This is a genomic window from Vibrio misgurnus (genome assembly GCF_029635775.1).
Taxonomy (GTDB): Bacteria; Pseudomonadota; Gammaproteobacteria; order Enterobacterales; family Vibrionaceae; genus Vibrio; species Vibrio chanodichtyis.
In genome coordinates this window covers 338,162-364,397 of the sequence record NZ_CP113242.1, presented here as the reverse complement: position 1 = coordinate 364,397, position 26,236 = coordinate 338,162, and the positions used below count along the sequence as shown (strand labels likewise).

Genomic DNA, 26,236 nt, shown 5'->3' with positions numbered 1-26,236 from the left:
TATGCAATGTGAGTTCTTTATTCAAAAGCGGTGTAGCTCTTGCCAACAGTGTGCGCTGCCGTATTCCCAGCAAGTTGAGAATAAAGATCAGCAGTTGCGAGCCTTGATTACGCCGAGCTTGGATGTCGAGTGGTTAGAGCCGGTCACCAGTGCTGAAACGGGGTTTCGTAATAAAGCCAAGATGGTGGTGCTTGGAGCCGCTCACGCGCCGATTTTAGGTATTGAAGATCGGCAAGGCGAGCCGTTATCGCTGGTCAGTTGCCCACTTTATCCTCAGCCAATGCAAGAGCTACTCGTGTATCTGCAAAACTGGATCCGGGTTGCTGGCATTGCACCGTATAACAAGTTGAAGAAAAAAGGTGAGTTGAAGTTTATTCTGCTCACCCGCAGTGCGATTCGTGGCCAATATATGCTGCGTTTTGTGGCGCGCAGTCATGCCGTGCTTGAGCGGATTGAACGTAATTTGCCTGCGTTGCTGGCGGCGTTTCCGAGCATTGCGGTGGTGTCGGTCAATATTCAGCCGGTGCATATGGCGCGCTTAGAAGGTGAAGAGGAAATTTTCCTGACCGCCACGCAAAGCTTGCTTGAGCAGTTCAATGATGTGCCGATGGTGATCCGCCCGAAAAGTTTTTTCCAAACCAATCCTCAAGTTGCCGAGCAGCTTTACGCGACTGCGCGGGCTTGGGTGCGTGAAATTGCACCACAGCAAATGTGGGATCTGTTTTGTGGGGTTGGCGGTTTTGCACTGCATTGTGCCGCGCCACAAACTTCCGTCACGGGGATTGAAATCGAGCCAGAGGCGATTGCCAGTGCGCAGCGCTCAGCTCAACTGATGGGGATTGAAAATCTCAGCTTTGCCGCTCTTGATTCGGCTAAATTTTCGCACACGCAAATCAGTGCGCCGGAATTAGTGTTGGTTAATCCTCCGCGGCGTGGCTTAGGGGGGGAACTGACCGCCCAACTGCAAGCCCTTGCGCCCAAACATATTCTCTACTCTAGCTGTAATCCGCATACCATGGTCAAAGACATCGCTGAGCTTGCTCGTTATCAACTGATCCGAGTGCAGTGGTTTGATATGTTTCCCCACACCGATCATGCGGAAGTGCTGACGTTATTGGTAAGACGGGATTGATGAAAATATCCGCTTCCTAGTTGAAGCTGCAGCGGTGCTGGCTAGGTTGGTTCACCCCAATCACATAGCTTGCCTATGCTCATCGGGACTCACTTGCCGCCTACTTGCAACGCCAAGTGGTTTGGGTAGATAAGGAGAGGCGAGCCTCTCCTGTTGGATATCGACCAATATTCGATATTTGCAGCGTGCTTAGCTAACCGTCCATTCGATCTGCTCACCGGCGCGGATCGGCACCACGCTATCGCTGCCAAACGGCATGCTGTGTGCCACTGGCCATGCTTGCTTGGTCAGGGTGACAGTGGTTGGGTTGCGCGGCAAACCATAGAAATCAGGGCCATTCAAGCTGGCAAACGCCTCCAGATTCTCTAGTTTACCTTCTTTTTCAAACACTTCTGCATACAGCTCAAGCGCAGCATGGGCAGTGTAAGATCCCGCACAACCACAAGCCGCCTCTTTACGATCTTTGGCGTGAGGAGCGGAGTCAGTCCCGAGGAAAAATTGTTTACTGCCCGAGGTGGCGGCAGCCACTAAGGCTTGTTGGTGAGTGGCGCGTTTTAAAATTGGTAAACAGTAGAAATGGGGGCGAATGCCACCGACCAGCATATGGTTACGGTTAAACAGTAAATGGTGCGCGGTGATCGTGGCAGCAACGTTAGCGCCCGCTTGGCGCACAAAATTGACTGCGTCGGCGGTGGTAATGTGCTCTAGGACGATTTTCAACTGTGGAAAATCGGCCACGATTGGTGCAAGCACTTGATTAAGAAACGCTTGTTCACGGTCAAAAATGTCGATGTCATGCGTTGTGACTTCGCCATGCACCAGCAGCAACATCCCCACCTCTTGCATCGCTTGCAGCACTGGATAGATTTTCTGCGCCGAGGTAACACCAGAATCTGAATTGGTGGTTGCGCCCGCAGGATAAAGCTTGGCGGCCACTACTTGGCCCGATGCTTTAGCGTGACGAATTTCATCGGCGGTGGTGTTATCAGTAAGATACAGCGTCATCAACGGGGTAAAATGTGCCGAGGGCTGAGCGGCCATGATCCGCTCTTGATAGGCTAACGCCATGGCGGTGGTGGTGACCGGTGGCACGGTATTGGGCATGATCAGTGCGCGGCCGTTATAGCGGCTAATATCACGCACCGTATCGGTAAGAACCTCACCATCGCGAAGGTGAACGTGCCAGTCGTCTGGGCGTGTAATGGTCAGTGTTGTCATGAAGTACTCCCACCATAAAGGCATAAAATGATTGGAGCCTAGCGCGCCGCGCAAACGGTTCCGCTTAGGCGTGCGGATGATAGAGCAAAGCCTAATCCTTTTCATCCTTTATTTCTGTTGCACTCGCTTAACTATCCCCTTCCTACTGGAAGCTGCAGCGGTGTTGGCTAGGTTCATTCACCCCAATCACATCGTTTGTCTATGCTCATCGGGACTCACTTGCCGCCAACCTGCAACGCCAAGTAGCTTGGCTATAACGTTTGGCATGCTCACAATTTGTTATCCCGGATCAGAGCTTTGTTTTATGATGCCCTATCTAGACCACGCACAGGGAAACCGCATGTCAGCAGGACAACTCTCACAAATCAATGTTTTTCCAGTTAAATCATTAGCCGGGATCGCTATGTCATCGGCTTGGGTTGAAACACAAGGGATAAGCTTTGATCGGCGCTTTATGTTGGCGGATGGTGATGGCCGCATGGTCACTGCACGTCAATTTCCGCAACTGGTGCGGATCAAAACCGCATTACGGCATGATGGGGTACAGTTTTACGCGCCCGGTCACGCTGCACTGACAATTCGTTATGCCGATTTGCAACGGCAAACCGTTACAGCTCAAGTTTGGTCCGATAATTTTCCGGCTTATACCACCACCGATGCGGCTAATCACTGGTTTAGCGCGCTGCTTGGAGTGACGGTGCGTTTGCTGTATTGCGGTGAGCAATCCCATCGTGTGCGTGAAAAGCTCGGGCATAACGTCAGTTTTGCGGATGGTTATCCACTGCTGGTCATCAGTCAGGCCTCCTTAGATGAGCTGAATCGGCGCAGTCCTGAGTCGCATGTCATGGATCAATTTCGCACCAATTTGGTGGTGGCGGGCAGCGAGCCGTTTGCCGAAGATAGCTGGAAGCGGATCCGGATTGGCGAGGTGGAGTTTACGCTGGTGAAACCTTGCCAACGCTGCATTTTAACCACCATTGATCTCGCGCAAGGCGCATTTAGACCAAGCCAAGAGCCGCTGCGCACCTTGGCCCAATTTCGAGCTAATCCGCAGGGGAGTGTGTTTTTTGGCCAAAATTTGCTGGCCAAAAATGAAGGGATGATTACGGTTGGCGACTCGATTGAAGTGTTGGAATATCAGTCGCCACCGCTTTACCTTGAGCAGCCTCTTTAGCCTGTCAAGCTCGTGAACAAGAGATGATTCGGCAGGTTTAATCGATTAGTGGGCCAGTGAATGGCTCACGCTTGGCCTAAAATAATCGAACGCAGCTGCTGATATTGCTCAGCATTGCCGGCAAACAGTTGATCAATAATGCGCGGCGTCGCCACGCCAGATTGTGAGCGTTTTAGCGCTTCACGAACCAGTAATACCAGATGATGCTCTTTGCTGATGCCCGATGGCGCTTCTGGTTGCCACTGGCTGAGCGCTTGAGTGAGTGGCGAATGGATGAGTTTAGGCTCGCAGCCGATAAGCTCAAGCATCAGCAGTTGGGTCAAGTGGGCAAATGCGGGTTGCTCGCGCGGGCAATCTTGCAAGCGATCAAGTATCACGCTGACCAGTGGTGACAGTTGCACTAGCCCAGCTTGGTGGGCAAAGGATGCGCTTAAACGTACCGAAAAATCTACGCGAGTGATGCGAGTATCTGGAAAAAAGGTGAGACCACACAGGCAGTCACAAGGGATCCACAGTGTTTGAGCGTGTTCCACGGCATACTCGTGTTTGCCGAGTCGAAACAGCAGTAAACCTTGTTCAACTCGGATCAGACTGTGTTTGAGTGTGCGTTTACGGGCGGTTAGTGCTAAGTGGGCAAAGTGGCGGGCTTGCGACTCAATTGCGTAGTTCATAAAAGGCCTTGGAAATGTTAACGGCGCTAAGATTACCCCTTATCACGGCAAAAGCCAATTGCTGTGCTTTAGGAATAGCCGCACTGGTCTGACCTTTTCGATGTTTGCTGATGGCGTGGCTAACTATGCGTAGAATAGGCCAGTTTTTTATCTGATGTACAAACTTATGACTTCAACAACTGATCCTTATATTGATATTCGCCCATACAACGATGACGAAATCCCTGCCGCGCTTACTCGGTTGATCAATGACCAAGAGTTTACTGCGGCGATTTTGAAACATCGCTTTAAACACCAGTCGGCCTGGTTACGCGCTTTAATGACTCCACTGGTTAAGTTTTACCTTAAGCGCAAGTGGGCGAAATTGGACAGTATTGAAGCGATCCAACTTGAGGTGAAAAAGTACCTCCGCCAAACGTTAGCTCAAACCACACAAGGGGTGAGCTTCAGCGGGTTAGATAAGTTAGATACTCAGCAAGCCTATTTATTTGTGTGTAATCACCGTGATATCGCGATGGATCCGGCATTAGTCAATTACGGATTATATCTGGCCGGTCATCGTACGGTGCGCATCGCGATTGGCGATAATTTATTGACCAAACCCTGTGCTACTGAGCTGATGCGCTTAAATAAAAGTTTTATTGTCAAACGTTCGGCTAAGGGGCCGCGTGAGATGATGAAAATGTTGGGCACCCTGTCGGGCTACATCAAGCATTCATTAGAGACCGGACATTCGATCTGGATTGCCCAGAAAGAGGGACGCGCCAAAGATGGCAACGATCAGACCGATCCGGCGATTTTGAAAATGTTCCATGTTGAAGGGCGTCATCAAAAAATACCGTTTGCGGAGTATATGCGTAGTTTGCAGATTGTTCCGGTGGCGATCTCTTATGAAAACGATCCGTGTGATATTGCCAAAGCGCGCGAATTGTACGAAAAAGATACCCAAGGTCGCTACGAAAAAGGTGAGTTTGAAGATATCGAAAGCATTATCCAAGGCATTATCGGTGAAAAAGGTCGAGTGCATGTTGCTTTTGGTGAAGTGATCGGCGAAGACTTCGAGACCCCAGAAGCGTTGGCACAAGAGATTGATCGACAAATTCACCACAACTATGTGCTCTATCCGATCAACCGTTTGGCGGCTGGGCAAGATGATAGCGAGATCACCGCTGAGGTACGTGAGCGGTTAAACGCTAAGCTGGCTGAGTTGCCAGAGCCGGCTCAGCGTTATCTACTGGATGCTTACGCTAACCCGGTGCGTAATCATCTTCATAGCTAATGGATGTTGTTAATCGCTAGGTTGCTGTGCTGTTACTGTTTGGTATAGCGCATTCCGATCACCAGAGGAGCTCACGCTCCTCTTTTTGTCGGTGTTTGATGGTAGGTAATCACTTAGCGTTTTAGCGCGCCACTGCGCCGCCGAGTGTCAGTTCGGTTGGCCATTGACTGATTTGATTACCACCTAAATAAATATTGCCGTTTACTGTCATCCGCTCAGGAAAACGGGTGATTTGTGAGCCACCAATATACAAATTACCTTCAATAATAATGCCATTCGGTAGCTCAGTCAGTGGGGTGCGGATCACGCTTAAATCGCCTTTGACAGTCAGCCGAGCGGGTAAGGAGGCTAATGGTGTATCGGTAAAATTGAGATAGCCACCGACGCGAATGCCTGCCGGCCAAGCTTTGATTTTGCTGCCCAGTAAATTGGCGTAGCCTTTGATGCTGGTACCGCGCGGCACGTTGGTTAACCCACTGTTTGCCGCCTCAAGACTGCCATCGATGATAAGACCTCTGGGCAGCGATGTGATAGCGGTGTTGCCGATATTCAGATTGCCCTTGATGTGAAAATTTTCCGGCAATGAGCGGTAGGGTTTGGCGCGTAAATCCAGATTACCGTAGTTATCGAGATGATTGAGCACCATATACTGATCCAGTGCTATGGCTTGTGAGCCACTGGCTAAACATGAACAACAGAGTACTAAAGTACGCCACATCATTGATAACGATCGATCCTTGGCTTGAATGGAAATACGCGGCTTTAGTGTTGCAAACAATGTTGCACGCGCCAGTTATAATTGGCTAGCTGCGCAGAAAAAGCGGGCATGATGCCCGCTGAGTGAGTATTGATTTAGCTGCGTGCTAGGGCACGAGTCTTGAGTTCGAAAATTAATTTTTCAGCACTCACTTCAAATTTAAATCGAGCGTGTAATTCGGTGGCATCCTCTGCGGCCGGTGCCACTTCGTATTCCACTGCAGCACAAACCTGCTGAGCTAAACTGATGTACTCGGCTAATTTGCCTTGCAGATGTGCTGGATCAGCACCAAATATGGAGACCTCTGCCACATCATCGCCTTCACGAATGATAAAACCAATCTCTCCGGCACAACCACAAGCTTCACACACTTCATTTTCGACACAAGTTTGGTTACTCATATCCTAATCCTCTTACCAATAGTCGAACTATTTTAGTCCGCAGCGAATGGTTATACCACAAAAAAGCTCAGCGATGAGTGTAGGAATTGAGTCAGTCAGAGCTATCGCAGCTCGAAACCACGAGTGATGAAGCGAATTTGCGCAGCTCAGTGTGAGCTTCTGCACTAATTTGGTTTTCCAATGTCGGAGAATTGTCAGAGTTGCCGCTAGCGCATTGTTATGGTCTATCGATTGATGGATTATTAGTCATGTAGCGATATGCATTTTTGCACTGAGTCGATGGCGCGATAAGAACTGGGTATTTAAAAACAGTCAAAAAATTATGCAAAAGAGTGAATTCATCTACTGAGTGACTAGTATTAAAAGATCCAACCAAACCATACTTGAGCTTGTTTGGTGGTGACTTTTGAGCTGACTATTTTAATCATTATGATGCTTGCTCACGATTCATCCAGACAAGTCATCGACGTTAGAAAAGAGCCTAATCATGCCTAAGCGTAGTAAACAAGATACACAAATAACCATTCAGACCATCATGGATGCAGTAGTGGACCAGTTGTTGCGACTCGGTTATGACCAAATGTCGTATACCACTCTTAGTCAGCAAACCGGCATTTCTCGGACTGGGATCAGTCATCATTTTCCGAAGAAAACCGATTTTGCCTCGGCGCTGGATGGGCGGATTTTCAAGCTATTTATTGAACACCTTGATTTTGAACATGATATTGAAGCGTTTCGTCGCAGTTGGCTGCAAGCATTGCAACAATCGCCATTTACCGCGATTTTGCGCCTGTTATTTCATCATATTGTGAGTGCAGAACGTGCCGATGATTTTGCTTATAAAGAGATCAATGGCTTATATAAGCTAGCCGCAGAGAAATTTGGCCAAGATAGCCAAAAAGAAGTGGAATGGTTACTGGGCCGTTCACTGGTCAGTATGATCCACTGAGTCGTGATCATACAGAACGGCCTTGATGGTTAAGCACCGCCGCCAGCCGCGAATGTTTAAAGCGCCGGCTTTGCAATACGTCGGCGGTTTTTCAGGTGCTGGCTTACGGTTGAAATCGCGGGCGGCTTAGGCTGGGTAGACCATCGGAAAATCGCGGGTGGGATGTGCCGCTACGAGGGCTTGATAACCGTAGACTTGCTCAATTCGCTCAGCGGTCAGCGCTTGCCACGGCGCGGCATCACACACAATTTTACCTTGGTGCAGCAAGATCATTCGATCGGCATATTGCGCTGCAAGGTTTAAATCATGCAATACCACCACCACGGCACACCCTTGATGGTCGGCTAAGTCGCGTGCCAGTTGTAAGGTATTATGCTGATGGGCTAAATCCAGCGCCGAAGTTGGTTCATCCAGCATTAAAATGCGTTGTTGACCCGCTTGATGTAACTGAGTCAAGACTCGCGCTAAATGCAGGCGCTGTTTTTCACCTCCCGACAGCGATGGGTAGAGGCTAGTGGCCAGATGCAACACATCGGTTTGTTGCATATAATGCCGCGCCACTTGCTGCACTTCTTTGCGCGATAAATTGAGTGGAATAGCGCCCAATTCCACCACTTCTTGCGCGCTAAATGGGAAGCTTAGCGAACTCTGCTGGGGCAAAATACCCAAATGAGTGGCCAGTTTTGCTGCTGGCCATTGGTTGGCTGGAATATCAAAATAGCGCAGTGTTCCTGCACCGCTCATTTCACCGCTGAGCAGTTTTAATAAGGTGCTTTTGCCCGCACCATTCGGACCGAGTAACGCCGCCACTTCACCACCACGCAAAGTGATATCCACATGGTCGAGCACGGAGCGTGAGCCATAAGTGACACAAAGATCAGTGCCTTGAATTGCCATCGAGTGCATCAGAAAATTCGGCCTTTTTGTTGGAATAACAGATACAAGAAGAACGGAGCACCGACCAAGGCGGTGACAATACCAATCGGTAATTCCGCTGGTGCGACCGCAATTCGCGCGATCATATCGGCGAGGGTGAGCATCAATGCGCCGAGTAGGGCAGAAATCGGCACTAGATTACGATGATCTGGCCCGACCAACATACGACCAATATGCGGTACCACCAATCCGACAAAGCCAATCATGCCTGCCGCGCTCACCGCGACGCCTACTCCAATCGCTGACAGTAAAATCATTTCGCGTTTGAGCCGTTGTACTGGTACACCTAAATGACGTGCTTCGGCTTCACCGAGTAGCAAAGCGTTTAACGCCATCGCTCGCCAGCAAAAATAACCTAATAAGATCAATAAGGTGATCCCACACAGCACAATACTTGACTGGGTGGCGCCAGCCATCGAACCCATCGACCATAGTGTCAAATCACGCAGCATCTGATCGCTGGCTAAATAGTTAAGATAGCCAATGCCTGCTCCGGCAAGGGCCGAAATCGCCACTCCAGCCAGCAGCATGATGGTGACTGAGGTGCCAAATTTAGAGGTGCCCAAACGATAGACTAATACCGTGGTGAGCGCGCCGCCGATAAATGCCGCCACCGGTAACATCAGGCTATTTAACCAAGGTAAACGGAAGGTTAAATCGCTCAATAATACAATCGCCAAGGCGGCGCCGAGCGAGGCGCCAGCAGAAACACCGATGATACCAGGTTCTGCCAGTGGGTTACGAAACAGCCCCTGCATCGCCGTACCACATAACGCCAATATTGCGCCAATCAGTAAGCAAAGTAACGTACGTGGCAAACGAATATCATGGATCACCAGATGGATGGCACTGGCCTGCTGATCAGAGCGAAACAGCAGGCTACGAATACTGTCGGTCATCGTGATATTCATCGGACCGACAGTAATCGAGTAGATCCCAGCCAACATCACCGCCACCAGCAGCAGACTTATGGTCAGCATAAACGGAAATCGTCTTAACACTAGGATCGGCCTCAGGGATAAAGCAGAGATTGAATACGCTGAGCCTCTTGCAGGCTTTTCAGCCCTAAGCCGCCAACCAAAGCATGACCATCGATCGCCACGATATTTTTGTTTTGACCCGCCGGGGTGGCCGCTAATACTGGCACGGCACTCAGTACGGCATCGACACCGCCTAAAACGTCTAGGCTGCGGCCGCTGACTAAAATCATCTCCGGTTGCATTTCGAGCATAGATTCCATCGATAGGGGTTTATAAGAGGTGACCAGGCTGGCTGGATTATGCCCACCCGCTAAGCGAATGATGGTATCGGGAACGGTATCACTGCCGGCAACGTTAGCGGCGCGACCTTCATGCAGCAGTAAGAACAACACTTTTTTCGGGGTGGTCGGCTGCTTGGCTTGTAAGCTGGCAATTTGCTGTTGCACGCTCTGTTTTAACTGCTGCGCATGCGACTCACTATTGGTGAGCTGAGCAATTTGGTCAATGCGAGTTAATAAACCTTGTGGGCTTGCATCGCTATTAATCACACTGACTTGCACTCCCGCATTACGCAGTTGTTGCAAGGCGTTATCGGGACCCATTTCATCCGATCCAATCAGTTGGGTCGGCGCTAACGCTAGCAAACCTTCGGCGGCTAGGCGACGGTGATAACCAATCTTGGGCAGATTGAGCGAACTCGGTAGTTCGCTGGTCACATCGACCGCGATCAATTGTTGCTGAGCGCCGAGTGCGAGCATAAGTTCAGTGACGGCACTGCCTGCACTAACGATCCTTTCTTGCGCCAGAGTGATGCCCGATGAGCAACAGGCCAGCAATACAACCAATGATTGAGTGAGTTTCATCTTGTTTCCATTACGAGTGAGGAGTTTCAGTAAGTAATTGAGTGGCTTGAATGCCATGCTGCTGTAAAAAGCCGAGCAGTTTAACCAGTTGCTGTACCTCGGCACCTTGATCTGCGGCGATCACAATTGGCCGTTGGCTGTTATGTACCATTTCGAGCAGTGCCACTGAGAAATCATGCCAATCGGGGTAGGTTTTACCATCAATCGCCCAGTAAGGTTGGCTGGCCAATAGATTGATGGTGATCGACTGTTGATTAATTTCATTAACCACCGGTGCATCGGTGGTGGGTAGCGCAACGTCTAAAGATTCCAGCCGCACGGAAGCCGTTAGCAGCAGGAATACCATCACAATAAAAATGATATCGAGCAGGGGAGTGAGATCGGGAGTGAGCCCAAAATCCTGCTGCTTGGCAGAAGACTTAATCATCGCGGCTCATTTCCTGTCTCAGTCGGCATACCTGCAGAGTCTTGCCGGGTAACGATGCTCAGTGCAGCGTTGGCATGTAGCGTCATCCCTTCGAGCCAAAGATTGACGTAATTGAGCGTGTGCTCCAATTTGGCCATGGTACGATCGGCCCATAAATTCAGCAGTTGTGCTCCGGCGACCGCCGGCACCGCCACGATCAAACCTGCGGCAGTGGTGTACATCGCGACACCTAATCCATCCGCCAGTACGTTTGGCGTAATGTTGCCTGTGGTTGCGGCCACCCCTTTAAACATCGCAATCAGGCCTAATACCGTGCCGAGCAGACCAAGCAGCGGACTGATCACGCCAATCAGGGTCAGCAAACGTAAGCCAGAGTTAAATTGGTGACGCTGCTCTTGCAGCCAAATACCCGCGGCATCTTCGCGCAGGGATTTCTCAAATTGATGATGGGCTAATAACATCGCCACCCCACGGTACAACACAGGTCGTTTATGGCTGAAATGTTCGGTGAGCGCAGCGATTTGATCTGGGTTGCTAGGTGATACCGCTTGCAAGGCTTGACGTATTGCACCTTTACCAACCGTCAAACTGAGCAACACTTGGCAAAGACGTTCGGCTAACAGCATCACAGTTAGCGCAGAACAAATGAAAAGTGGCCAAGCCATCAAGCCTAGCTGTTGTTGGAGTTGTTGTAACGATTCCATTAGCCTTCCAATTTGAAACGAACAGGGATATGAACTCGGTGTGCCACTGGCGCACCATCAAGAATACGTGGCGAAAACTGCCACTGTTTAATGGCTTCCAGCGCCGATTGATCCAGTAGTGCCGTGCCGGATGACGAGATCAGTTGTTGCTTGATTTGACGTCCTTGTTCATCGAGCCAAATTTCATACATCACCGTGCCTTCGATACCGCGTTTTTGCGCAATACGTGGATAGCGAGGTTGCACCGGTGCGCTCACGAAAGCCGGTTTATCAAGCAAAATCGGCTGGCTACTGATCCCTTTACTCGCCTCGCTAGGCTGAGTTGGGGACGCTTCACGCGCCACTTCATTATGGGTGATCGGCTCGATAGGCTCTGTAACCGGTTTTTGGGTCGACTGTGGTTTAGCTGGCGTGGTAGCCACAGGCTTGGCGATCTTGGCCGGTTTTGGTTTGGCCACAGTGGCTGGTGTTGGCGCGGTTTTTTGCGGCTCGACGGCGGCAGGTAACATCGGTTCAGGTTGTGCGGGTGCGCTTGGTTTTGGCATCGAAACCATATTGATTGCTACCGATTGGCTCGGATTTCCAACTGGCATGGCAAACACTTGAGCTTGATCGGTGGTGATCAGCAACAGTGCATGAAGCGCGATGGATGCTCCTCCTGCAATAATATATCTGTGCAGATTCAACTGATTACCCCCTAGCAACATCATTACATCATTCTGTGACTTGACTGAGTTTTGACCATTTACGCCTCAGCGCTAAGGATTATCCCTTAGCTTGCAAATAATAGCAATTATCAATTGCATTATCATTAGCGTCAATTTATGATCTTGCCGCATAAGATTAAATAAACCACAACCCTTGTCGCACTAGGTGTTGGCTTGAGAAATAGTATGTTGAATTTAGATAATTTTGATGAATCAATCTTGGGCGCTGATACCCCAGATCCACTGCGTTTTGCGTTCAAAAATAAGCACTCGGCGCATGCCGGTGGTATCGCGATGCCTGTTGCACCGCCTGAACAAGCTAAAGTCTGGCAGCAAATATCGCAGCAGCCGAGCTCACCTGAGCAAACTCGATGCCTTTATATCCATGTGCCTTTTTGTCGAGTGCGTTGCACCTTCTGTAACTTCTTCCAAAATGCCGCCAGCCGTCAGCTGGTGGATGCCTACTTCGATGCCTTGCTCGAAGAGATCAAACAAAAAGCCGCTCTACCTTGGACCCAAAGTGGGGTATTTCATGCGGTGTATATTGGTGGCGGCACACCTACTGAGCTTTCACCGCTGCAGATCCGCCAACTGGGAGAGGCGATCCGTCACTACTTTCCGCTCACCGCGGATTGCGAGATGACCTTAGAAGGACGTACCCATCGTTTTAGTGATGAGATGTTCGAACAAGCGTTAGAAGGCGGTTTTAACCGTTTCTCGTTTGGTGTGCAGAGCTTTGATACTCAAGTGCGCCGCCGGGCTAAACGTCTCGATGATCGTGATGTGGTGATGGCACGCGTCGCTTCTTTAGCGGCGACCGGACAAGCGCCGATTGTGATCGATCTGTTGTATGGCTTACCTTACCAAACAGAGCAAGTTTTCGAACAAGATTTGCTCGATTTTATGGCCACTGGCGCGCAAGGTATCGACTTGTATCAACTGGTGGTGGGCGGCAGTGCACCCATGTTGACTATGGTTGAGCAAGGTCGTTTACCCGCGCCCGCCACTACGCCAGAAAAAGCCACCTTGTACCAAATCGGGGTGGAGTTTATGGCGAAACATCACCTGCGCCAACTGAGTGTTAATCACTGGGCACGTGATAATCGTGAGCGCAGTCTGTACAACAGCTTGGCAAAAACTTACGCCGAAGTGTTGCCGATCGGCTGTGGCGCAGGGGGCAATATTGGCGGTTATGGACTCATGCAACATCGTCAGCTCACCACTTATTTAGACGCGCTGAAAAATGGTCAGCCACTGAGCGCGATGATGATGCGTCAGCATACATATGAACCGCTATTCGCGGCCTTAAAATCCGGTTTTGATGCTGGCGTGGTAGCCAAACAACGTTTACCCGCTTTTCAGCATCAGTCTGCTTTTGAATGGTTAATGCCACTCTTTTTACGTTGGCAAGCGCTGGGGCTAGCCATTGTCGAAGAGGATTACTTGATCTTGACCACTGCAGGCTGTTTTTGGTCGGTGAGTTTAGCGCAAGCCTGTATTCAAGTTCTCATTCATTCGCATCAACAACCGCTTATTGCCTAAGCACAACCAGATTGGAAAACACAATGGAATCATTAGCACAGCAAGTCATGCAGCTGCTTGAGCAGCAACCGATGTTATTACCTGCCGCGATGGCGGAGCAATTGGGAATTACCGAGTTTGAGGTTGTGAGCTCACTACCGCAAGAGATGGCCGCGATTATCGATGGTGCGCAAGCGCAATCCATTTTAGAAAGTTTACCTGATTGGGGACCGGTCACGACCATTATGACCGTGGCTGGCTCAATTTTTGAGGTGAAAGCGCCGTTTCCAAAAGGTAAGGTTGCGCGCGGTTATTACAACTTAATGGGTCGTGAGGGCGAATTGCATGGCCATTTGCTGCTGGACAACATTAGCCATGTTGCATTGGTCAGCAAACCGTTTATGGGGCGTGAAAGCCACTACTTTGGATTTTTTACCGCACAAGGCGAGAACGCATTCAAAATCTATCTCGGTCGTGATGAAAAACGCGAATTAATTGCCGAGCAAGTGGCGCGTTTTAAAGCGATGCAGCAACAGCAGTCAGTATAATTATATCCCCCTTCCGACTTGAAGTTGCAGCGGTGTTGGCGACGTTGGTTCACCCCCATCACATAGTTTGTCTATGCTCATAGGGACTCACTCACTTGCCACCTAGCTGCAACTCCAAGTTGTTTGGGTATAAAAATAATAACGATAATGCCCATCATTGAGGAGAAAGAGATGGATCAGCAAGTTAAACAAGAGCGTTTACAGGGCCGCTTAGAGCCAGAAATCAAAGAATTTCGCCAACAACGCCAAACACTGCAACTCGCCACGGTGGATGCCGAAGGTCGCCCGAATGTCAGCTACGCGCCTTTCGTGCAAAATCAGCAAGGTTATTTTGTGCTGATTTCACGCATTGCCCGTCACGCACGTAATTTGGAAGTCAATCCACAGGTTTCGATTATGTTGATTGAAGATGAAGGGCAAGCCAAGCAGTTGTTTGCGCGCAAGCGTCTAACTTTTGATTCAGTCGCGAGCATCATTGAGCGCGACAGTGAGCTATGGCAACCGGTGATTGCGCAAATGAGTGAGCGGTTTGGTGAAATTATTGATGGTTTAAGCCAACTACAAGACTTTATTTTGTTTCGCTTGCAGCCAGAACAAGGCCTGTATGTGAAAGGTTTTGGTCAGGCCTACCAAGTCTCTGGCGATGATCTGGTGGATTTTGTCCATCTACAAGAAGGCCATCGTAAAATTGCTGATGACTAAATAAAAAAAGCACCTGCGGGTGCTTTTTTTATCGGTTCAAATCACGATATTGCTGGGTACCGATCATAATCCGCCTTGCTGCTGTGCTTGTTTCACCATCTGCTGGCGCTGAGCTTCCTTCTCAGATGCAACGTCACTATCCTGATGTATTGGCGTTTGTAACGCTTGTGGTACCAAAACATAGTACTTGTTGATAGTCATCATCGATTCTCTTAAAAAGCCAATGTGCAGAAAAAATAAAGGATGTCGGCTAAACCGACATCCTCCTTAAACGGCGAAATTATAGGCTGAGAGCAAAGAAGTAGCTAGTCCTATTTTTCATCCTTATTTGGCGATAGCTCAATCGTAAGTTTATACATCGTAGGTGGTTGAAGCGGTATTACCGCCGGTTCCGGTCCAGTTAGTGTGGAAGAACTCGCCACGTGGACGATCGATGCGCTCATAAGTGTGGGCACCGAAATAGTCACGCTGTGCTTGCAGCAGATTTGCTGGCAGGCGTGCGGTGGTATAACCATCAAGGAACGTCAATGCAGAGGTGGTACAAGGCATTGGAATACCAACTTCCAGTGACTTAGCGGCCACTTTACGCCAGGCGGCCAAGCAGTTCTCCAAAATCCCTTTGAAGTAGGCATCTGAACCTAAGAATGCCAGATCAGGATTGTGTTCAAACGCATCACGAATATTGCCAAGGAATGCAGAACGGATGATACAGCCACCGCGCCACATCAGAGCCACGTTACCGTAGTTCAGGTTCCAACCATTCTCATTTGATGCTTCACGCATCAGCATAAAGCCTTGTGCGTAAGAGATGATTTTTGAAGCCAGCAGCGCTTGACGCAGGGCATCAACCCACTCTTGCTTATCACCAGTCACCTGAGTTTGAGTTTTGCCAAACAGTTGTTCGGCTGCTACACGTTGATCTTTGAGTGCTGATAGGCAGCGCGAGAACACAGATTCGGTGATCAGCGTGAGAGGAATCCCCATATCAAGCGCGTTGATGCCTGTCCATTTACCGGTGCCTTTTTGGCCTGCGGTATCGAGGATTTTCTCAACCAGCGCTTCACCATCTTGATCTTTGTAGCCCAAGATATCAGCGGTGATTTCAACTAAATAGCTGTCTAGCTCAGTTTTGTTCCAGTTGGCAAACACCGCTTGCATCTCGTCAGCCGACATCCCAAGACCATCTTTCATAAACTGGTATGCTTCAGTGATCAGCTGCATGTCGCCGTATTCGATACCGTTGTGCACCATTTTCACGAAGTGGCCAGCACCATCGTTACCGACCCAGTCACAGCAAGGCTCGCCAGCGTCAGTTTTAGCCGAAATAGCTTGGAAAATCGGTTTCACCGCTTGCCATGCTTCAGGTGCGCCACCTGGCATGATCGAAGGTCCGAAACGTGCGCCTTCTTCACCGCCAGATACGCCAGTACCAATAAAGTGAATGCCTTTGTCACGCAGCGCTTTGACGCGGCGGTTAGTATCTGGGAAGTTGGTGTTACCTCCATCAATAATGATGTCGCCTTGCTCAAGCAGCGGAACCAACTGCTCGATGAAATCATCCACCACTTGACCAGCTCGCACCATCAGCATCACTTTACGTGGGGTAGCTAATTTTTCCACCAGCTCTGGCAGCGAATAAGCACCAACAATGTTAGTGCCTTTGGCTGGGCCGGCTAAAAACTCGTCGACTTTCGCCGCAGTACGGTTGTGCGCCACCACTTTGAAGCCGTGGTCATTCATGTTGAGGATCAGGTTTTGGCCCATAACAGCCAAGCCGATTACACCGATATCACCTTTCATTTTTTGCTCTCCTTCACGCAATCTTTGCTGCGGCGTCTGAATCTAAATACCACTCGGTTACTCCACTCGTAGAGTGAATTTTGGCTGCCGGATAGGGCAGTTGTTCCGCTGGAGTGGTGTGAATTTGTTGTACGATCTCGGCTTTACCTGCACCAAGTACTAAATAACTGATGCGTTTGGCCGCTTGCAGCACTTTGGCGGTTTTTGATACGCGCAGTTGCCCAGATTGTGGATGGCTGGCCACCACGGCCAGATGCGGATCCGCGTAGTCGGTTTGCTCTGGAAACAGGGATGCTGTGTGACCATCGGCCCCCACGCCAAGCAAAATCCAGTCGAACACTGGCGTACCATTATTATCAACAGGGATCAGCTCGGCCATTGCTTGGGCAAAACGCTCCGCTTCCGCCTGAGGTGGATTTTCACCTAAAATGCGATGGATATTTTGCTCAGGCATGTTGATGTGGCTAAACAGCAGCGCATTGGCTTCACCGTAATTGCTTTCTGCATCATCGGGAGCCACACAGCGCTCATCACCCCACCAGAAATGCAGATTTTGCCACTGAATATCATGCGCATAAGGTTGGCTAGCCAGCAATTGAAACAGCATTTTTGGCGTGCTGCCGCCGGAAAGTGAAATATGCACCGGTTGGCTTTGTTGGCTGTAACTGAGCAACTCGTCGGCCAAACGGGTCACGACTGCATCCGCAGTAACAAAAATTTTATGATTGATCATAATTCGCAGTAATCCGTATCCGTTAGGTTTTTACAAGGAAAGCGCCATGTGCGCTGGTCCGCTTGCAGTAAAGTATCGGCTTGTTGTGGTCCCCATGTGCCACAGGCGTATCCATACAGCGATTGTGGGTCTTGTTTGAAATCGAGGATGGGTTGTACAAACTTCCAACACGCTTCTACTGCATCGGTACGCGCAAACAGTGTCGCATCACCATTAAGTGCATCAAGCAACAAACGCTCATAGGCGGTGAGCATTTTGATCTGCTCCAGTGAGGCATAGTGGAAATTCATCGATACTTCTTTGGCTTTGAAACCCGCGCCGGGCTCTTTTAAACCAAAGCTCATCAGAATACCTTCATCCGGCTGAATACGAATGATCAGTTTGTTTTCCGGGGCATTTTGGCCAAACACCGGATGCGGCGTACGTTTAAAGTGGATCACCACTTCGGTGACGCGGGTTGGTAAACGTTTACCACTGCGCACATAGAAAGGTACGCCATTCCAACGCCAGTTATTGATGAACATTTTCAGCGCAACATAGGTTTCAGTGCGTGAATCGGCAGCAACGCCAGGTTCATTACGATAACTCGGCAAAAACTGCCCACGCACTGCTGATTCGGTATATTGTCCCAACACCAAATTGTTGCGCAGATCGCTCTCAGACAGTGGCAGTAGGCTTTGCAGTACTTTATTGACTTCGTCACGAATCGAATCTGCATTGATCGCCGCGGGTGGTTCCATACTGACCATCGCTAGCACTTGCAGCAGATGGTTTTGGAACATATCACGCACCGCGCCAGAGCCATCGTAATAGCCGCCGCGCTCTTCAACCCCAAGAAACTCTGCGCCAGTGATTTCGACATAATCAATAAAGTTACGGTTCCACAACGGCTCAAACATGCCGTTCGCAAAGCGGAATACCAGCAAATTTTGCACCGTTTCTTTACCAAGATAATGGTCGATGCGGTAGATCTGGTGTTCTTGGAAATGGTGATGGATCTCCACATCCAGCGCTTGCGCTGATTGCAGATCGTAACCAAAGGGTTTTTCGATGATCAGCCGCTTCCAGCCTTGGCGCTCATCGTTGAGACCATGGGCAGCCAGACAAGCTGGGATCACCCCATACAGGCTTGGCGGTGTGGCAAGATAAAACAGCGTATTGCGCTGGGTTAATTGATGTTGGTTGGCCAGCTGATCGAGCTTAGTCACCAAGTGTTGGTAGTCATTCACCGCTGAGGTATTCAGAGCTTGGTAATGCACATGCTGCATGAACGCCGCTAAAACGGCGGGTTCAGTCTTTTCCAGCTCTTGCAGCGAACGTTGCAATTTGTCACGGTAAGTTTCATCGCTGTACTCAGTACGGCTCACCCCTAAAATCACAAATGATTTTGGCAGTTGTTGACTGGCATAGAGGTGATACAGCGCAGGAATAAGCTTACGGTAGGTCAAATCTCCCGAGGCACCGAAAATTACGATGCTGCTGTTTTCAGGTATTACCATCATCTTTCCTTTCGAAACGAGGTATTTCCCATCTTTGCGGGCAAAAAATGACCATTCCCCCGCAAAATATTTGGGTATGCTTAGTATGCGCCAACCCTAGCAGCGCATTACACAAATCAAAAACCGATCCTATCTATAGTTTCAATAGATAAAATCAATCAAGTACAAAGTCGACTGCGTGAGCGAGAGGCCGACTCAACTTGGTGGCGTATTGTCTACGACTCTTTGACATACATCAACTCTTGATGGCGCAATCGATTAAATTGTGACACGTAAAAATGGTTATATTTAGATTTTTGATGCTCAAGCCAGCGATTTTGTCTATGAACAGCGCGGTTGAATGAGGTGACGCAAGGTTTGCGGCTTGGGCTGTTCCAGCAGGTAAGATTAAACATAGCACGGATAACCGAGTGATCGGCTGGGTAAGTCAAACTTACAGCATAATCTGCAACGTAGTAACTGATCGGGCGGGCTGTTACACTGGCGGCAATGCGCTTGCAAGGATGATTAAAATGAAATTTGTTGTAGATACACACACTCATACTTACGCCAGTGGCCACGCTTACAGCACGCTGATTGAAAATGCGCGCGCAGCCAAAGCCAATGGTTTGACCCTGTTTTGCACCACAGATCATGCACACTCAATGCCCGGTGCGCCTCATTATTGGTTTTTCTCTAACCAACGTATTTTGCCGCGTTTTTTGGAAGGGGTCGGGGTACTGCGTGGGGTTGAGGCTAATATTCTTAATCCGCAAGGGGAGATTGATCTGCATCCGAGTGTGGATGCCAACCTTGATTGGGTGATTGCCAGTTTTCATGAGCCGGTTTTTACTCCAGCCGATAAAGCGACCCACACCGCAGCACTGATCAATACCATTGAAAGTGGTCGGGTTGACGCATTAGGCCATTTGGGCAATCCCAATTTTGATTTCGATTTTGCCGAGGTGATTGCTTGTGCCAAAGCTCATCATGTGGCGATTGAGATCAATAACAGCACACTTAAGGGCAATAGTCGGATCGGCAGTATCGATCGCTGCTATCAGATTGCTCAGGTCGCCAAAACCCTCGATGCTTATATTACGACTGGGAGCGATGCCCATTTTTGCTTAGATCTCGGTGAATTATCTTTAGCCAGTCAACTGATTGATCAAGTCGGGATCCCGACATCGCGGGTGATCACGCACACTGCTCGGCAGTTTTTAGATTTTCTGCAGTTACGTGGCCGTCAGCCGATTGCCGAGTTTGCCGATTTGGTTTAAGCATTGCGTTTAACTGTTTCGTTTAAGTTTTTCGTTTAAAGAAAGAGCACGTTGCGTGATATGAGTCGCGATTGAGATTAGATCTGATACAGCTCAAGTGGTAAGCCATCCGGATCGGCGAAAAACGTGTAGGCTTTGCCAGTGTATTGATCGATCCGAATCGGTTCTACCTCGATGCCTTGCTGTTCTAGTTGAGCTTTGCAGTGGGCGACATCTTCCACGGCAAACGCTAAATGACGTAATCCTTGTGCTTCCGGAAAACTGGCACGGGCTGGTGGGTGAGCAAATGAAAATAGCTCAATTTGCGACCCATCAGGCAGAGCTAAATCGAGCTTGTAAGAGTCTCGTTCGGCGCGATAGTGCTCGGCGATCACGCGTAAGCCGAGAACCTCGCTATAAAATGCCTTCGAGCGTGGGTAATCGGCACAGATGATCGCGGCATGATGAATACGTTTTAGCATGTTGACTCCTTATCCCCTTCCTACTTAAAGCTGCCGCGGTGTTGGCTACGCTCGTTGACCCTAATCACATCGTTTACCTAATGACATATTTATCTTATTACACAGTTTTGCCTATGCTCATGGGGACTCACTCACTTGCTGCTTACCTGCAACTCCAAGTGGTTTGGGTGTAGAATGCTTCGGGCATAAATGCTCAAGCACAAAATCAATAAACACCCGTACACGAGTGGGCATGTATTTGGTTTGTGCATACTGCATGGCAATCGCGCCGTGATAATTACTTTTAATACTCCACGCTTGCAGCACCTGCACTACCTTGCCGGTCGCAAGGGCATCTTGCACCACAAAATCGTGGAAAATACCGATGCCCAGATGATTTTTTACCCCAGTTAAACGCAGTTGTGACTGATTGACCGCGTAGCGACCACTCACCGCTACGGTGTGTGTTTCTTGGCCTTGGGCGAAGCTCCAGATATGATCTTTCTCCGTTTCGGCCAGATACAAACAGTCATGCTCGGCCAGCTCAGTGGGATGGCTTGGCGTACCGCGCAGCGCGAGATAGTCTGGGCTAGCGCATAGCACTAAGTTGGTTTTGCACAGCTCACGCAGCACTAAGTTTTCATCCGGTTTATCGGTTAAACGAAATGCCACATCAATATTGTGTTTGAACAGATCAATCTCACCATCGGCGGCGCGCAGTTTGAGCTGAATGTGTGGATAACGGGCGAGAAACGGCAGCACAAACGGCTGTAATACCGAATTTAAAAATGCTTCTGGCGCAGCAACCGTCAGCGCGCCGGCAGGTTCAGCGTGTTCAGCATTGGAAATCTCCATCGCTTGCTGGGCAGCATTGACCATTAAGCGGCTTTGCTCATACACCTTTTGTCCCGCTTGAGTAATGATCAGTTTACGCGTAGTTCGCTCAAACAGTTTGATCGATAACGCTTGTTCTAGGCGAGTGATCAGTTTACTCAGCGCCGAAGGAGTCACACCAAGTTTGCTAGCGGCAGCGGTAAAACTGCCTTCATTGACCACTACAATAAAGGTGGCGAGATCGGGCAGTAGGGCAATCAATTTAGCGGGTAACATCAGGCTTTGTAGAGTCAGGCAACAAGTCGCGCCACTGTCGCAGAATCTGCTGATAAATGCAATTTGCTGGGCCAAAAGTGCAGGGTTTAGCGGTAAGCTGCTCCGTCTCGCATGAGAGGGAGCAAGCTAAGCGCTGGAATCACCAGCGCTGTGTTAAGCGTTGAGAGCTTGTTCGAGATCGGCCAACAGATCATCGATATGTTCTATCCCAACCGATAAGCGGATCATCTCTGGTCTCACGCCTGCTTTAGATTGCTCTTGCTCACTCATTTGCCGATGAGTCGTGGATGCGGGATGGCAAGCCAGTGATTTGGCATCACCAATATTGACCAAACGTTTGAAGATTTGCAGCGCATCGTAAAAACGCACCCCAGCTTGATAACCCTCTTGCAAACCAAAGGAGAGAATCGCCGAAGGTTTGCCGCCCATGTATTGTTGTGCTAATTCATAATACGGTGAGTCAGGGAGGCCGGCATAGCTGACCCAACTGACTTTTGGATGCTGTTTTAGGTACTGGGCGACTTTGAGTGCATTTTCAGTGTGGCGCTCCATGCGCAGTGGCAAGGTTTCCAAACCTTGCAGGATCATAAACGCATTCATCGGCGAGAGGGCGGAGCCTGTATTGCGCAGTGGTACGGTACGCGCGCGGCCAATAAACGCCGCATCACCAAAGGCTTCAGTGTACACCACACCGTGATAAGACGGTTCAGGTTGATTAAACACTGGGAAGCGCTCTGGATGCTGCGCCCACGGGAATTTGCCTGAATCGACAATCACACCACCTAAGGTGGTGCCGTGTCCGCCGCAATACTTGGTCAACGAATGAACAACAATATCAGCACCAAATTGGATCGGTTTACACAATGCGGGACTGGCGACGGTATTATCGACTATCACCGGCACGCCTTGTGCGTGGGCTAGCTCAGCCAGCCGTTGTACATCAATAATATTGCCAGCCGGATTACCAATGCTTTCGCAGTACACCGCTTTGGTGCGCTCATCAATCAGCTCAATCAAACTTTCAGGGCGATCATCTTTAGCAAAACGCACTTCAATCCCTTGGCTTGGCAGCATATGCGCAAACAGAGTGTAGGTGCCGCCATACAGTTGCGGGGTGGAAACAATATTATCCCCGGCTTGGGCCAAAGTGAGAATGGCATAGTTGATCGCGGCGCTGCCTGCACTCACCACTAAAGCGCCAATGCCACCTTCCAGTGCGGCCATGCGTTTTTCCAGCACATCGTTGGTTGGGTTCATGATCCGGGTATAAATGTTGCCCGGCACCGCCAAGTTAAACAGATCCGCGCCATGTTGCGCATTATCAAATTCATAAGCGACGGTTTGATAAATCGGCGTGGCCACCGATTTGGTGGTGGGATCGGTGGTGTAACCATAATGGATCGCTAAGGTTGCGTCTTTCATCGTCGGTCCTTTGACTCAAGAAGTGGGACCACATCTTTGAAGTTTCCGGCGCAGAAATCAAGCGCTATTGCATGAACTGGCCGTATTACGACCTCAATGCCACCTTCTTATTCCAGCTGCAAGATTAGATTTGTGCTTGAAATTCACCAATGCTTTTCCACTGTGACAGATAATCGCTGATGAGCGCTTCGACTACACTTACAGCAATCGGCTTTTTACAGTGTAAATAGGGTGTGTTTGCGCATCCTGTTCCCTGCAAAATCAAAATAATAAGGAATACACCATGTCGTCTGCTTTTTATCAGCAAATCCGCACTCAACTTGAGCAAGTCAAAGCTGAAGGGCTTTATAAATCGGAACGTGTCATCACTTCGCAGCAACAAGCAGCGGTCGAAATTTCTTCTGGTGAAGAGGTACTCAACTTCTGCGCCAACAACTACCTTGGTTTGGCCAATCACCCGGCGCTAATAGAAGCGGCACAACAGGGCATGAATAGCCACGGTTTTGGCATGGCATCGGTGCGTTTTATCTGCGGTACGCAAGATATTCATAAACAGCTGGAACAAAAGCTCTCGCAATTTTTAGGTCAGGAAGAGACCATTCTTTACACCTCATGCTTTGATGCCAACACCGGTCTGTTTGAAACTCTGCTTGATAAAGAAGATGCGATCATTTCTGATGCGCTCAACCACGCTTCGATCATTGATGGGGTGCGCCTATGTAAAGCGATGCGTTTCCGCTACTCCAACAACAACATGCAAGAGCTGGAAGAGCAACTTATCGCCGCCGATGCTGCCGGCGCTCGTCACAAGCTGATCGTGACTGATGGTGTGTTTTCAATGGACGGCGTGGTGGCAAATTTGCCAGCCATTTGTGATTTGGCAGATAAATACAACGCGTTAGTGATGGTTGATGATTCACACGCGGTAGGTTTTATGGGCGCAAATGGTCGCGGTACTCATGAATACCACGATGTGATTGATCGCATTGATATCATCACCGGCACACTCGGCAAAGCGATGGGTGGTGCATCAGGCGGTTACACGTCAGGCAAAAAAGAGGTGATCGATTGGCTGCGTCAACGTTCACGTCCTTACCTGTTTTCTAACTCGGTGGCTCCGGCGATTGTGGCGGCATCGCTGCGCGTGTTGGATTTGCTACAAGAGAGTGGTGACCTGCGTGAGCGCCTATGGGCAAACGCCGCGCACTTCCGTACACGTATGGAAGCGGCGGGTTTCATTATGGGCGGTGCTGACCATGCGATCATTCCAATTATGCTCGGTGATGCCAAAGTGGCGGCAGAATTTGCCGAGCGTGCCTTGGCCAAAGGCATTTACGTGGTCGGTTTCTCATTCCCGGTTGTGCCTAAAGGGCAGGCGCGCATTCGTACGCAAATGTCTGCTGCACACAGCCGTCAACAACTAGACAAAGCCATCGACACTTTCATTGAAGTCGGTCGTGATATGGGACTCATTTAATTATGAAAATCAAAGCACTTTCTAAACTCAAACCTGAGCAGGGCATCTGGATCAACCAAGTCGACATGCCTGAGCTTGGCCACAATGATCTGCTGATCAAAATTAAGAAAACCGCGATTTGTGGTACTGATGTACACATTTATAACTGGGATGAGTGGTCACAAAAAACCATTCCAGTACCTATGGTGGTTGGCCACGAATACGTGGGTGAAGTAGTTGGCATTGGCCAAGAAGTGCGTGGTTTCCAAATCGGTGATCGCGTTTCTGGTGAAGGGCATATCACTTGTGGTCATTGCCGTAACTGTCGTGGTGGCCGTACGCACCTGTGCCGCAACACGATTGGTGTTGGTGTTAACCGCACCGGTTGTTTCTCGGAATATTTGGTGATCCCAGCGTTTAATGCCTTCAAAATTCCAGATGGCATCTCTGATGATTTGGCCTCGATTTTCGACCCGTTTGGCAACGCGGTGCACACTGCGCTTTCTTTCGACTTAGTCGGTGAAGATGTGCTGATCACCGGTGCTGGCCCAATCGGCATTATGGCGGCAGCGGTGGCTAAACATGTTGGCGCACGACATGTGGTGATCACAGATGTTAATGAATACCGTCTTGATTTAGCTCGTAAAATGGGCGTAACTCGCGCGGTGAACGTGGCAGAGCAAAATCTAGAAGACGTGATGCAAGAGCTTGGCATGACCGAAGGTTTTGATGTCGGCTTAGAGATGTCTGGCGTACCAAGTGCGTTCAGTGCCATGCTTAAAACCATGAACCACGGTGGCCGTATCGCGCTATTGGGCATTCCACCTTCATCGATGGCGATTGACTGGAACCAAGTGATCTTCAAAGGTCTGGTGATCAAAGGCATCTACGGCCGCGAAATGTTCGAAACTTGGTATAAAATGGCGAGTCTGATCCAATCGGGTCTCGATATTAGCCCAATCATCACTCACCACTTCAAAGTCGATGATTTCCAAAAAGGCTTCGACATCATGCGCAGCGGGGCTTCCGGCAAAGTTATCCTCGATTGGCAGTAACCGAAAATCTCTCTACAGAGCGCTCCGCAAGGGGCGCTTTGTTTTTGGCTAACACTGTTTTTATAAACAGTAAAGTGGAAAATACGACCGTATTCAACCTTTCAAAAAGCCCCAATTTAGCCCCAAACACACTCTAAAACACTGCTGGCGTTCGTCAGTTTAGCCCCAAAGATTTTGAATCAAAGTTTGAGGTGTCTGTTCTTAAAAAGGCTAATGGTTGGTGTTTTTTTGTTGCTCAAAATCGTTTTTGGACAAAAGTGAGTTTCGAGAATGCAAACATTAGCAAATGACGAATTAGCACAACCATGGAAAGTCGCTAAACTGAGAGCCCTTATTTGGATTAGATAGAAAAAAGATTCACACATTCGTTATATGACTGCGGTATTTCCCATAACATGTAAGCGAAAATTGTTGTAGAACATTGAAAGTTAAAATGACCCTGCATACCATACGGAACACATAGTAATAGAGTTGCTTATTCGCATTGGGAGCA

26 protein-coding genes and 1 pseudogene are annotated in these 26,236 nt (G+C 49.3%); 10 read left to right on the top strand and 17 right to left on the bottom strand.

From position 1 onward, the window contains the following. Position 1: 1 nt before the first annotated feature. Complete coding sequence (gene rlmC / locus OOK74_RS13435; RefSeq protein WP_278183284.1) at positions 2-1,132, top strand: 23S rRNA (uracil(747)-C(5))-methyltransferase RlmC; 1,131 nt, start codon at positions 2-4, stop codon at positions 1,130-1,132. A gap of 189 nt (positions 1,133-1,321) precedes the next feature. On the opposite strand, the gene pyrC is transcribed toward rlmC, so the two are convergent. After that, positions 1,322-2,350 carry a dihydroorotase gene (gene pyrC, locus OOK74_RS13430; protein WP_277207382.1) on the bottom strand — a complete coding sequence of 343 codons (1,029 nt, stop codon included), beginning with the start codon at positions 2,348-2,350 and terminating at the stop codon, positions 1,322-1,324. Between the two features lie 340 nt (positions 2,351-2,690). Here pyrC and OOK74_RS13425 point away from each other — a divergent pair. After that, positions 2,691-3,515: pseudogene (locus OOK74_RS13425) on the top strand (MOSC domain-containing protein); the annotation flags it as partial. 74 nt (positions 3,516-3,589) lie between these two features. Here the strand turns inward: OOK74_RS13425 and OOK74_RS13420 are convergent. Continuing rightward, positions 3,590-4,195, bottom strand: a complete 606-nt coding sequence (locus OOK74_RS13420) for an AraC family transcriptional regulator (RefSeq protein WP_278183283.1) — start codon at positions 4,193-4,195, stop codon at positions 3,590-3,592. Between the two features lie 166 nt (positions 4,196-4,361). Here OOK74_RS13420 and OOK74_RS13415 point away from each other — a divergent pair, with 166 nt between their 5' ends. Next, positions 4,362-5,474: a 1-acyl-sn-glycerol-3-phosphate acyltransferase gene (locus OOK74_RS13415; protein WP_278183282.1), complete on the top strand. Its 1,113-nt coding sequence runs from the start codon at positions 4,362-4,364 to the stop codon at positions 5,472-5,474. Between the two features lie 121 nt (positions 5,475-5,595). Here OOK74_RS13415 and OOK74_RS13410 read toward each other — a convergent pair whose 3' ends face one another. Beyond that, entirely contained in the window at positions 5,596-6,192 is a 597-nt protein-coding gene (locus OOK74_RS13410) for a leucine-rich repeat domain-containing protein (protein WP_430741994.1), read from the bottom strand. Between the two features lie 134 nt (positions 6,193-6,326). After that, positions 6,327-6,632, bottom strand: a complete 306-nt coding sequence (locus OOK74_RS13405) for a YfcZ/YiiS family protein (RefSeq protein ID WP_166015126.1) — start codon at positions 6,630-6,632, stop codon at positions 6,327-6,329. Positions 6,633-7,119: 487 nt separating this feature from the next. Here OOK74_RS13405 and OOK74_RS13400 point away from each other — a divergent pair, with 487 nt between their 5' ends. Next, the gene (locus tag OOK74_RS13400; RefSeq protein WP_274721586.1) at positions 7,120-7,581 is read left to right on the top strand and encodes a TetR/AcrR family transcriptional regulator; all 462 of its coding nucleotides are present in this window, start codon (positions 7,120-7,122) and stop codon (positions 7,579-7,581) included. Positions 7,582-7,707: 126 nt separating this feature from the next. On the opposite strand, the gene OOK74_RS13395 is transcribed toward OOK74_RS13400, so the two are convergent. From OOK74_RS13395 to OOK74_RS13370, 6 genes are all read right to left on the bottom strand, one after another. Continuing rightward, positions 7,708-8,487 carry a heme ABC transporter ATP-binding protein gene (locus tag OOK74_RS13395; protein WP_278183280.1) on the bottom strand — a complete coding sequence of 260 codons (780 nt, stop codon included), beginning with the start codon at positions 8,485-8,487 and terminating at the stop codon, positions 7,708-7,710. After that, positions 8,487-9,464 (bottom strand): FecCD family ABC transporter permease, encoded by a 978-nt coding sequence (locus OOK74_RS13390; RefSeq protein ID WP_274721811.1) that lies wholly within the window; start codon positions 9,462-9,464, stop codon positions 8,487-8,489. Before OOK74_RS13390 ends, OOK74_RS13395 begins: the two co-directional genes overlap by 1 nt. Positions 9,465-9,529: 65 nt before the next feature. Further along, positions 9,530-10,360: a heme/hemin ABC transporter substrate-binding protein gene (locus OOK74_RS13385; protein WP_278183279.1), complete on the bottom strand. Its 831-nt coding sequence runs from the start codon at positions 10,358-10,360 to the stop codon at positions 9,530-9,532. A 10-nt stretch (positions 10,361-10,370) separates the two neighbouring features. Then, positions 10,371-10,787, bottom strand: coding sequence for an ExbD/TolR family protein (locus OOK74_RS13380; protein WP_274721583.1), 417 nt, complete (start codon positions 10,785-10,787; stop codon positions 10,371-10,373). Continuing rightward, entirely contained in the window at positions 10,784-11,491 is a 708-nt protein-coding gene (locus OOK74_RS13375) for a MotA/TolQ/ExbB proton channel family protein (protein WP_277207396.1), read from the bottom strand. Before OOK74_RS13375 ends, OOK74_RS13380 begins: the two co-directional genes overlap by 4 nt. Further along, positions 11,491-12,177: an energy transducer TonB gene (locus OOK74_RS13370; RefSeq protein WP_278183278.1), complete on the bottom strand. Its 687-nt coding sequence runs from the start codon at positions 12,175-12,177 to the stop codon at positions 11,491-11,493. The genes OOK74_RS13375 and OOK74_RS13370 overlap by 1 nt, the downstream gene beginning before the upstream one ends. Before the next feature lie 207 nt (positions 12,178-12,384). Between OOK74_RS13370 and hutW the strand changes: the two genes are divergently transcribed. From hutW to hutZ, 3 genes are all read left to right on the top strand, one after another. Then, positions 12,385-13,740 (top strand): heme anaerobic degradation radical SAM methyltransferase ChuW/HutW, encoded by a 1,356-nt coding sequence (gene hutW / locus OOK74_RS13365; protein ID WP_278183277.1) that lies wholly within the window; start codon positions 12,385-12,387, stop codon positions 13,738-13,740. Between the two features lie 23 nt (positions 13,741-13,763). After that, the gene (gene hutX, locus OOK74_RS13360) at positions 13,764-14,267 is read left to right on the top strand and encodes a heme utilization cystosolic carrier protein HutX (protein WP_278183276.1); all 504 of its coding nucleotides are present in this window, start codon (positions 13,764-13,766) and stop codon (positions 14,265-14,267) included. A 171-nt stretch (positions 14,268-14,438) separates the two neighbouring features. Continuing rightward, positions 14,439-14,969, top strand: a complete 531-nt coding sequence (hutZ, locus tag OOK74_RS13355; RefSeq protein WP_274721578.1) for a heme utilization protein HutZ — start codon at positions 14,439-14,441, stop codon at positions 14,967-14,969. 63 nt (positions 14,970-15,032) lie between these two features. Here the strand turns inward: hutZ and OOK74_RS13350 are convergent, their stop codons facing one another. From OOK74_RS13350 to zwf, 4 genes are all read right to left on the bottom strand, one after another. Then, complete coding sequence (locus OOK74_RS13350) at positions 15,033-15,173, bottom strand: hypothetical protein (protein WP_166015056.1); 141 nt, start codon at positions 15,171-15,173, stop codon at positions 15,033-15,035. Between the two features lie 147 nt (positions 15,174-15,320). After that, positions 15,321-16,769: a decarboxylating NADP(+)-dependent phosphogluconate dehydrogenase gene (gene gnd, locus OOK74_RS13345; protein WP_274721577.1), complete on the bottom strand. Its 1,449-nt coding sequence runs from the start codon at positions 16,767-16,769 to the stop codon at positions 15,321-15,323. Positions 16,770-16,782: 13 nt separating this feature from the next. Next, positions 16,783-17,502, bottom strand: coding sequence for a 6-phosphogluconolactonase (gene pgl / locus OOK74_RS13340; RefSeq protein ID WP_274721576.1), 720 nt, complete (start codon positions 17,500-17,502; stop codon positions 16,783-16,785). Then, complete coding sequence (zwf, locus tag OOK74_RS13335) at positions 17,499-19,001, bottom strand: glucose-6-phosphate dehydrogenase (protein WP_278183608.1); 1,503 nt, start codon at positions 18,999-19,001, stop codon at positions 17,499-17,501. Before zwf ends, pgl begins: the two co-directional genes overlap by 4 nt. Positions 19,002-19,513: 512 nt before the next feature. Between zwf and OOK74_RS13330 the strand changes: the two genes are divergently transcribed. Continuing rightward, complete coding sequence (locus tag OOK74_RS13330; RefSeq protein WP_274721574.1) at positions 19,514-20,260, top strand: phosphatase; 747 nt, start codon at positions 19,514-19,516, stop codon at positions 20,258-20,260. Between the two features lie 77 nt (positions 20,261-20,337). Here the strand turns inward: OOK74_RS13330 and gloA2 are convergent, their stop codons facing one another. From gloA2 to OOK74_RS13315, 3 genes are all read right to left on the bottom strand, one after another. Beyond that, positions 20,338-20,721 carry an SMU1112c/YaeR family gloxylase I-like metalloprotein gene (gene gloA2, locus OOK74_RS13325; protein ID WP_278183275.1) on the bottom strand — a complete coding sequence of 128 codons (384 nt, stop codon included), beginning with the start codon at positions 20,719-20,721 and terminating at the stop codon, positions 20,338-20,340. Between the two features lie 117 nt (positions 20,722-20,838). Further along, positions 20,839-21,810: a LysR family transcriptional regulator gene (locus OOK74_RS13320; RefSeq protein WP_278183274.1), complete on the bottom strand. Its 972-nt coding sequence runs from the start codon at positions 21,808-21,810 to the stop codon at positions 20,839-20,841. Between the two features lie 153 nt (positions 21,811-21,963). Then, positions 21,964-23,232 carry an O-acetylhomoserine aminocarboxypropyltransferase/cysteine synthase family protein gene (locus tag OOK74_RS13315; protein ID WP_278183273.1) on the bottom strand — a complete coding sequence of 423 codons (1,269 nt, stop codon included), beginning with the start codon at positions 23,230-23,232 and terminating at the stop codon, positions 21,964-21,966. Between the two features lie 283 nt (positions 23,233-23,515). Here OOK74_RS13315 and OOK74_RS13310 point away from each other — a divergent pair, with 283 nt between their 5' ends. Beyond that, complete coding sequence (locus OOK74_RS13310; protein WP_278183574.1) at positions 23,516-24,709, top strand: glycine C-acetyltransferase; 1,194 nt, start codon at positions 23,516-23,518, stop codon at positions 24,707-24,709. A 2-nt stretch (positions 24,710-24,711) separates the two neighbouring features. Then, on the top strand, positions 24,712-25,743 hold the full coding sequence (gene tdh, locus OOK74_RS13305) for an L-threonine 3-dehydrogenase (protein ID WP_166015110.1): 1,032 nt from the start codon (positions 24,712-24,714) through the stop codon (positions 25,741-25,743). Positions 25,744-26,236 lie beyond the last annotated feature (493 nt).